At 62.9% G+C, this 9,107-nt stretch carries 5 protein-coding genes; 4 read left to right on the top strand and 1 reads right to left on the bottom strand.

Annotated features, from left to right (window positions below):
- Nucleotides 1-183 precede the first annotated feature (183 nt).
- Nucleotides 184-1,356, top strand: coding sequence for an aromatic acid exporter family protein (locus BJP07_RS02210; protein WP_071565864.1), 1,173 nt, complete (start codon nt 184-186; stop codon nt 1,354-1,356).
- Here BJP07_RS02210 and BJP07_RS02205 read toward each other — a convergent pair whose 3' ends face one another.
- Nucleotides 1,357-2,241 (bottom strand): hypothetical protein, encoded by an 885-nt coding sequence (locus tag BJP07_RS02205; RefSeq protein WP_071565863.1) that lies wholly within the window; start codon nt 2,239-2,241, stop codon nt 1,357-1,359.
- A 50-nt stretch (nt 2,242-2,291) separates the two neighbouring features.
- Here BJP07_RS02205 and BJP07_RS02200 point away from each other — a divergent pair, with 50 nt between their 5' ends.
- From BJP07_RS02200 to BJP07_RS02190, 3 genes are all read left to right on the top strand, one after another.
- Entirely contained in the window at nt 2,292-3,581 is a 1,290-nt protein-coding gene (locus BJP07_RS02200; protein WP_071565862.1) for an adenylosuccinate synthase, read from the top strand.
- Nucleotides 3,582-3,810: 229 nt separating this feature from the next.
- Nucleotides 3,811-4,959, top strand: a complete 1,149-nt coding sequence (locus BJP07_RS02195) for an ATP-grasp domain-containing protein (RefSeq protein ID WP_255365900.1) — start codon at nt 3,811-3,813, stop codon at nt 4,957-4,959.
- 85 nt (nt 4,960-5,044) lie between these two features.
- Nucleotides 5,045-9,094 (top strand): YPDG domain-containing protein, encoded by a 4,050-nt coding sequence (locus BJP07_RS02190; protein ID WP_143109641.1) that lies wholly within the window; start codon nt 5,045-5,047, stop codon nt 9,092-9,094.
- Nucleotides 9,095-9,107: the final 13 nt, after the last annotated feature.

Genomic DNA, 9,107 nt, shown 5'->3' with positions numbered 1-9,107 from the left:
CCTTTCTACGTTTATACAATGGAATAGCCATCCAGCTATTCCACCGCCGAGAACGTCCAAAAAGCCACTAGACATCCCGTCCAAAAACATCCTGGACTCCGTGTCCAAAAAGTCGCTAGACATCACACACCTAGCCGCACCTAGCCCACCTAACCCGCCGTCCTGGGGCGCTATGGTTATGGCATGGCAAAAGAAAGAATGGGTACGCGTGCCAGGTTGGCGTCGGTGGATCAGTCGATTCAGGCGCGGTTGATGCGTGTGCGCAAGCGCCTGTTGCCGATTCTGCAGATGGGTATTGCTGCCGGTATTGCGTATTGGATTGCGGGCGACATCATCGGAAATGCGAAGCCGTTCTTTGCCCCGATTTCCGTGGTCATCATTATTGGTATGTCGGGTGGGGAGCGCATTTCGAAGGCGATTGATCTCTCGATTGGTTGTGCGCTTGGCGTGTTGGTGGGGGACTCCCTGTTTTACCGGCTTGGCGATGGCGGCTGGCAGATCGCGGCGATCGTGTCGGGCAGTTTGTTGATTGCGTCGTTCTTTTCGAAGTCACAGTTGGTGAATAACCAGGTGGCGATTGGTTCTATTCTGATTGCGACGATTATGCCGCCCGGTGCGGAGGTGACGGGGTTTGATCGCACGATTGACGCGGCGGTGGGTTGTTTGGTGGCGTTGGCTACGATCGCGCTGATTCCGCAGGGCCCGATGGAGCCGGTGCGCGCGGAGATTTCGAACTTGATGGGGTTGATGAGTTCAGTGCTTGACGACGTCGCCATAGGCCTCACCGACTGCGATCCCTTGGTAATCGATGATGCCTTGGAGGCGATCCGCGGGTCGCAGACGGACATTGACGATATGGCGTCGGCTGTGAACGCGGGGAAGGAAACGACGAAGATTTCCCCATTTTTGTGGGGCGCGCGCCGCTACATCAATTCCCTGAGCTTGGTGATCCCGCCGGTGGACAACGCGGTGCGTTCGTGTCGAGTGCTGGCGCGTCGGGCGCTGGTGCTGTGTGAGGACGGGGACCGGGTGGTTCCGCAGCAGATTGAGCTGATTGATGTGTTGGCGAAGGCGTGCCTGGATATTTCTGAGGTCTACGAGGTGAAGTCGCGGCGTGCGCAGGCGACGGTGATCCCGCAGATCGTGAACGAGTTGCGGGCGGTGGCGCAGGGCTCGCCGGTGGAGTTGTTGGGTGAGGACGCGGTGTTGTCCGAGTATGCGATTTTGGCGCAGACGCGTTCGTTGACGGTGGACTTGCTGCAGGTGTGTGGGATGTCGCGAGAGTCGGCGTTGGCGGCGTTGGCGCCGACGTCGGACACGCCGGCGTACCCGCCGGAAACTTTCGACTTGGACTAGCTAACCGCGCACCGACTGGATGTCGCGAAGGTGACGGTAGAATGTCACCCGCTGCAGCGGCCGCGGGTGGGCGACACCGTCCACCACCAGCGTGATGTCCTCCCCGCCGGACTGTAGCGCCCGGCCGGTAAGAACGGTCGCCGGGTCCGTGAGGGCCGGGGCGACCGTTTTGCCTTTCGTCAGCAAGCTGCCGAGCGGCATGCCCGCCAGCCCCTCGAGGCGCTGCGGGTCCACGCGCCGGCCCTCCGGAACCACCAGCGGCGTGACCAGTCGCGATGCAGCAAGACCAGGCGCATCGGGGGTGGGCACCAGCCGCGCCCCGAACTGCCCAAAGTACCACGCCGACGGCTCCTCGCCCGTGCGCATCACCAGCTGCTGCGAGTCCACGACAATCTCCCCCACGTACTCGTCGCGCCCATCCCCGTGCGAGAGCGTCGCCGAACCGGCCACCACCACGCCCGTGTCCGTCCGAATACACGGCGACGGCACCACCGGCCCCTCCACGGCCAGGTCCACCGACCCCGCGCCCCACGCCACCGCAGCCGACGAATCAACGCAGGTGGGCACGTAGGCGACCTCGACCCACATCGCGTCCGCGCGCATCAACCGTGTCAGCACCGCGCTCAGCGCCGCGTCACTGCCGGACACGACCACGCGCAGCCGCTCCTCAGGCCGCTGCGGCGCCAGCTGCGGGGCACCCAGGTGCGCCACCGACGGCGACTTCTGGATCTCCGCCAAGCTCGGCGTCGGGTCGTGGGGGAGGGCGGAGCTGGCGGCGTCGAGAAGAAAAGAAAGCTCACTTCTCGACGGCACCTCCGACAGTGTGACCTCCTCCGCACCCGGAACTGTGAGGGAGCTAGCACACGCACAATGAAGAAGACGCATGCCATTCACGCTACAATAAGCCCGGATTAGTGCCTATAAAAGGAGAGAGAATGTCCGCCATCATCATTGTCGGCGCCCAATGGGGCGACGAGGGGAAAGGCAAAGCCACCGATATCCTCGGCGGGAAAGTCGACTACGTAGTCAAACCCAACGGCGGTAACAACGCAGGCCACACGGTTGTTGTCGGCGGCGAAAAATACGAATTGAAGCTGCTACCCGCCGGGGTGCTCAGCGAGAACGCCACCCCGATCCTGGGCAACGGCGTCGTCATCAACCTCGAAGCGCTCTTCGACGAAATCGACGGTCTCGAAGCCCGCGGCGCCGACGCCTCCCGCCTCCGCATCTCCGGCAACGCGCACCTCGTCGCGCCCTACCACCAGACACTCGACCGCGTCCAAGAACGCTTCCTGGGCAAACGCGCCATCGGCACCACCGGCCGCGGCATCGGCCCCACCTACGCAGACAAAGTCGCCCGCGTCGGCCTGCGCGTCCAAGACATCCTCGACGAATCAATCCTCCGCCAGAAAATCGAATCGGCGCTGGACGTCAAGAACCAAATGCTCGTCAAAATGTACAACCGCCGCGCCATCGAAGCCGACGCAATGATGGACTACTTCATGTCCTACGCCGAACGCCTCAAACCCATGATTATCGACGCCGAAAACGTCCTCAACACCGGACTCGCCGAAGGCAAACACGTCCTCATGGAAGGCGGCCAAGCCACCATGCTCGACGTCGACCACGGCACCTACCCGTTCGTGACCTCGTCCAACCCGACCGCCGGCGGCGCCTGCGTCGGCTCCGGCATCGGCCCGACCAAGATCACGGCAACCCTGGGCATCGTCAAGGCGTACACCACGCGCGTCGGCGCCGGACCGTTCCCAACCGAACTCTTCGACAAGTGGGGCGAATACCTCCAGGAGACCGGCGGCGAGGTCGGCGTGAACACCGGCCGTAAGCGCCGCTGCGGCTGGTACGACTCCGTCGTCGCCCGCTACGCCGCCCGCGTCAACGGCTTCACCGACTACTTCCTGACCAAACTCGACGTCCTCACCGGCATCGGCGAAATCCCGATCTGCGTCGCCTACGACGTCGACGGCGTCCGCCACGACGAAATGCCACTGACCCAGTCCGACTTCCACCACGCCACCCCCATCTACGAAACGATGCCGGCCTGGGACGAAGACATCACCGGCTGCACCACCTTCGAAGAACTCCCGCAGAAGGCCCAGGACTACGTCCTTCGCCTCGAGGAGCTCTCCGGCGCGCCGATCAGCTACATCGGTGTCGGCCCGGGCCGCGACCAGACCATCGTCCGCTTCGACGTGATGGACCGTTAGCTCCCTTCCCGTGTTTTCCGCGTCTTCTGTGGGGTAGGAATGTCTCGCAAAATGGGCTTAGGAAAATCGTGAACAGAATTGCGCAAAATGTGATCGCGCACACAAGCAATTCTGTTCACAATTTCCCGAGTCCCATCTCGGTGACACCTTCCCCCTCAAGCTCCCTTCAAGCCCTCCGAGCTCCCCTCAAGTTTGCTCGCCACATACGCAGCTGAATATGCTGACCACTATGAACGCAGCAATGCCCGAGGAGCAGCAGCAGCTCGACAACGAGCCCATCACTCAGCTTGACCCGGCACGGGACTTGAGGTGCGATCCTCGCCAGGTGCTCGTATTGGGGGACAGCGTGGTGGAGGAGGAACTCGCGTGGTCGTTTAGGCAGCTCGGGTTTGATGTGACGCACCTGCACACAACCGAAATAGATGCGGAAAGCATGCAGCAGCGGTATCCGTCGTTGACGGTGGCGGGCGCCGGGGTGGGCCCGGAGGTGCTGAAAGACCTGGAGGAGTGGGCCGGGTCGATTGTGTCGCCGTCGGTGGAGGCGCAGGAGTTGTGCAGTTCGCGTGAGGGCGTGCGGGCGACGGCGACGGAGTCCTTGGGGCTGCCCACGTTGCGTTGTGAGTTCGTGCGGTCTCCGGAGGAGCTGGAGGGGGCGGCGTTGCGGTTGGGTTTGCCGGTCGTCGTGAAGCCGGGGAGGTCTGCGGAGGGCCTGGGCCAGACGGTGCTGCGGACTGACCAGGACTTGGGGGCTGAGGCGGCTGAGGCGTGGGAGACGGCGCTGGAGGTGGACCCGGAGGGCCCTGTGGTCGTGGAGCGTTTTATTGATTTTGATTTTGAGCTGACGATTTTGGCGGCCCGTTCGGTGGATCCGGCGACGGGTGAGTTGGCGACGTGGTTCTGTGAGCCGATCGGTACGCGGCATGAGGGGGGTCGGCTTGTGGAGGCGTGGCAGCCTGCGGTGTTGTCGGAGGCTGCGGCGGGGAACGCGAGGTCGATTGCGGCGCGGATTACGGGGGCGCTGGGCGGCCAGGGGTTGTATGCGGTGGAGATGTTTGTGGCGGGGGATGACGTGTACTTTTCGGATGCGCGTCCGCGCCCGTCGTTGGATGGGTTGTTGACTCGTGCGACGCAGCGGTTGAATCAGTGTTCGTTGCATGCGCGCGCGGTGATTGGCCTGCCTATTGACGCCACGCTGGTCAGCCCAGGCGCGATGGTCCTGGTTGAGGGCGCGGTGCCGAGTGTGGATGGCCTTGCGAGCGCGATGTCGGTTGCGGAGACCGGTGTGCGTTTTGTGGATGGTGCTGCGGTGGTGACGTCGACGGGCGAGTCGGCGCAGGAGGCGCGGGACCGGGCGACGTTGGCGGCGTCGCGCCTGTAGCCCCAAAGCCGTCTTGGGCATGGACTAGTTTTCTGGTTTAATTGACAGATTACTGGAAACTTTGTTGGTGATGGAGTGTCTGCGCATGAACACGTCCCGGTTGGGCATGGCGGTGGCTGCCGCGGTGGTGGCGTCGTCAATTGTGGTGCCGCAGGCGACGGCGCAGATTGACCGGGCACCGGATTATGCGCAGGCGCTGCGTTCGACGGAGGCGTTGTTTTCGCCGGGGCGCCCGGATGATCCTGCGACGGTGAGTGGTTCGGTGAAGGTGCCGATGGAGGTGGCGCGTTCGGCGCGGACGGTGAGTGAGTCGGCTGAGGTGTTGACGAACCGTAAGGGGGAGCCGTTGGGGCGGCCGGTGATGGTTGATGATGGTTCGGGGAATTTGACGCCGGCGTTGCATCCGGGGACGTGGGCACCGGTGCGCCGCGAGCCGATTCGGGTGTTTGCGCAGTGGTATGAGGGTGTGTATACGGAGCATTCGTCGCCGACGTTTTACACGGAGGTGGATGAGAACGGGAACTTTTCGCTGAAGTTGCAGCCGTACGTGGATGCGCATGGGGTGGAGCGTGAGTTTTTGGCTGATGCGACGACGGGGTTGCCGCGGAATGACGGTGATCGAGGGCGTGATCAGTTGCGTGAGAAGCTGCGTGTGTGGGTGGAGCTTCCTGAGAGTGTGCAGGATGATTACCGTTTGATTCACCAGCCTGCGGGGATTGTGCCTCCGACGAATTGGTTGGGGATGATCACGCCATCGTTTGAGACGAACGGCTGGTGGCGTGACGGCAAGGTGAATGGGTTTTTTGTTGCGTACCACGATCGGAGGAATGCGGCGCGGCACTTGAGGGACCGCAGTAAGTGGGTTGCGAACGAGGGGGCGGGGGTTGCGTTTGGTATGTATTCGGGGCAGATGTTTTGGAATACGGTGGATACGCCGTTTAACCGGCGGTATCAGGAGTCGATGACGAATAATACGGGGGATGCACCGGCAGCTGGGATGACGGTTGTTGGGTCGTATTTGTCGGATGAGGCTGTCGAGAAGGTGCTTGCGTATGGCAGGGAGCACTTTGGTAAGAAGGTTCGGGGTTCTTCGTGGACGCCGGAGGATGAGAAAGCGCTCCAGCGTTGGATTAATGAGCAGGTTGCGAAGGATCAGGACTGGATTGCTGAAACCGCGGTGACGACGACTGACGAGGACGGTAATTTTTACCTGTATTGGCGTGGCACGTACGGCAATTCCTTTGACGGCCCGGGGCTTGTGGGCAGTTGGCACCACCGGGTTGCGGAGTCCTGGGATGAGGGTTCGTGGCTCAAGGGGAACGCGAACTCGAAGCATATTAACTGGGGTTGGTCCTTGGTTTCGATTTTGACGTCGGATGGTGAGCAGCTGCCGAGCAACGTCGGTGCGATCCACCCGTGGGCGCTGGGATATTGGGGTGGCCCGGATGCTGGTGGCAATTTTGATTATTGGTCGGGGTCGGATGTGCCGTCGGTGAAGCTTTCGGCGGGTTCTGCGTATTCGGGTGGGACGTCGGTGTCATCGCCGCGGTACGCCTTATCGACGGCCCCTTTGAAGTTCCACGTGGAAAAACGGAACACGTTTAATAACTGGGCGCCTCCGGGGGAGGTGGTGCGCACGTTTGGTTCGGGTGTGCCGCGTTCGCGAGGGTTGAAATACAGGGTTATTTGGTATAACGCTGACGGGGAGCGTGTGCATGAGTGTCCGGTGACGGTGCCCGATGAGCAGGCGCGTATCGCGTCGTGTGATTTCACGGTGCCGGAGGACGCGAAGCAGGGTGATACCTACATTGCCCGCCTGTTTTATGCACCTGATGCTGGCAACGTTGAGGCGATGCTGGCGCAGGATTCGTTTGCGGTGACGCATATGTTCCTGGAGTATGGGGAGCCGGTGGAGGCGGCCGTCGGTAGGCAGGCGGTGGCGTCGCCAAGTTTTGATAACCCTGCTTCGGGCCCTGTGGAGGAGAAGCCGGAGCGTGCGGAGTTCCAGCTGGGGTCGTTGCCGTTCGGGGTGGATGCCTCGCAGGTGAGCGTGGACGATCAGGGGGTGGTGCGTTTTACGCCACGTGTGGATCAGATTGGCCAGCGCATTGAGATCCCGGTGGAGATGCTGGACCCCAGCAGCAAGATCCGCCTCTACAACAGGGAAGGCGTGGAGGAGATTGGGTCGCGTCCGGTTGCTGCTGCGATTGCGACGTTCGTGCCGCACGTGGCGCAGTACGCGCTGGAGTACGCGGAGCAGCAGGTCGAGCCGGGGCAGTCGGCGCAATTCCCGGCGCCGACGTTTGATGACCGCGCGACGAAGAAGCGCGAACGCCTCACGTTTGAGGGTGCGCATTTCGAGCTGGAGCGCCCCATGCCTGGGGTATCTATCGACGCCGACACAGGTGAGCTGACGGTGGAGGTTTGGCACCGCCAGCTTACCGATGTTGAGGTTCCGGTGGTGGCACACGTCCCGTACGAAGATCCGGTGCGTGGTGTGGCGAAAGCGCGGGTGCGTCTACCGTTGCCGGTAGTGAGCCCCATTGAGCGGCAGTCAGTAGCGGCGGGCGCTCGGCAGGAGCGGCTGACGCCGACAGTGGAGCACGCCGGCAATGCGCAGGCACGCCTGGAGCGTGTTGGCGTTGACGGCGTCGCTGTTGAGGGGGCCTCAGTAGAGTTGGATTTGGATTCCGGTGCGATGTATCTGACCGCGCCGGTGGAGACCGAACCCGGCGACGACTACGAGATTGTGGTTTCTGCGCTTTCAACGGGTGAGGTGGTTGGCCGTATCCCCGTCCGAATCACGGAGAATCTCGCGGACTTGTACGCGCCCAGGTATCAGAGCACTACGGCGCAGCCCGGCCAGGACGTCCCGATGCGCAACCTGGGCGACGCGCTACCGAAGGACGCTGAGGTCTCCGTGAGCGGCCCGCTGGACTGGGGCATCGCAGTCGAGGGGGATGAGGTGAACCTGCACGCGCCGAAGGACGCAACCCAGGGCATCGTGGTCTTTGATATCACGGTGCGCTACAAGGATGGTTCCTCGGACGTGATCCCGGTGCGTGTTCGCGTGATCGCGCCGCAGGCAACGACGACGCCACCGACGAGCACTGCAACTTCGGAGCCGACGAAAGCGACAACACCGCTGGCTTCGCCTACAGCGACAAAATCTGTGACCACGCCAGCGACAGCCCCGGGTACCACCCCGGTGCCTACCAGTACCAAGGCTTCGCCGATCTCGCCGTCGGATGCCCGAGCGAACTACGCGGACCCGAACAGCGCACTTGGCCGGGTTTCGGTTGGCATGGGTGGGAGCGCCGTGACGCGGGACCCGTTCGCGGACTCGTTGGCGCTGGTGCGCAGTTACGAGATGCACGCGCCAACTAACGCGCATGGTTGGAAGTTTGGCATTGATAAGAATACGGGCCAGATCCACGCGGTGGCGCCATCGCAGGAGTTTTTGGCGGCACTGTTCGATGAGGCGTACGGCAGCGCCCGCGATGGCGAGGTACAGCTGCGTCCGCCGGTGTGGGCCCAGTTCGCAGTGGATTTCCAGCATGTGCTTCGTCCGGCGGTCAACGTCATCGTCGAGCACGAGGATGGTCGCGTCGAGCTGGCCACAGCAGCCTTCGAGCTTGTCGACGCCCACAAGCACCCACTGCTCGACCGCACAGCGGACGCCGACGGGGACGGTGTGTCGAATGTCGACGAGCTGGAACAGCGCACGAATCCGTTCGCCGTGCCCGCCTCAACCCCAACTACGTCCGCGCAGCCGGAGCCGCCAACCGCGACAACCTCTGCGGCTACCCCAACCACATCGGCCCCAGCTGAGGACCCGAAGCGGTGGGAAGTGGAGAAGTGCATCGCGGTTTCCGTCGCTGCTGGGGTACCGCTGTTGTTGCTGATGCCGCTTGGCATTGCGGCGCAGGAGGTACCGGCCGTGAAGCAGGCGATGGCGCCAGTGCGCAAGGCGTTGGATGGCGCATTCGGCCCTGGCGGCCAGTCGGGTGTGAAGAACCCGGAGGTTGCGCTGGCGGGCGCGGGCCTGCTGGCATTCGGCGTGGCACTGAGCGCGTTGATTTACACGCAGTGTGGGCCAGAGGTGACCAAGGACGGGCTGAGTAGTCAGAAGTAGTGACTGGGTCCGG

The sequence above is a fragment of the Corynebacterium sp. NML130628 genome, assembly GCF_001875665.1.
In the GTDB taxonomy this organism is placed as follows: Bacteria; Actinomycetota; Actinomycetes; order Mycobacteriales; family Mycobacteriaceae; genus Corynebacterium.
This window is presented reverse-complemented; position numbering and strand designations above follow the sequence as displayed.

Excerpts from the sequence above, each read along its gene's own strand:
- BJP07_RS02210 (WP_071565864.1), top strand. The coding sequence starts at position 184 with ATGGCAAAAGAAAGAATGGGTACGCGTGCCAGGTTGGCGTCGGTGGAT.
- BJP07_RS02205 (WP_071565863.1), bottom strand. The coding sequence starts at position 2,241 with ATGCGTCTTCTTCATTGTGCGTGTGCTAGCTCCCTCACAGTTCCGGGT.
- BJP07_RS02200 (WP_071565862.1), top strand. The coding sequence starts at position 2,292 with ATGTCCGCCATCATCATTGTCGGCGCCCAATGGGGCGACGAGGGGAAA.
- BJP07_RS02195 (WP_255365900.1), top strand. The coding sequence starts at position 3,811 with ATGAACGCAGCAATGCCCGAGGAGCAGCAGCAGCTCGACAACGAGCCC.
- BJP07_RS02190 (WP_143109641.1), top strand. The coding sequence starts at position 5,045 with ATGAACACGTCCCGGTTGGGCATGGCGGTGGCTGCCGCGGTGGTGGCG.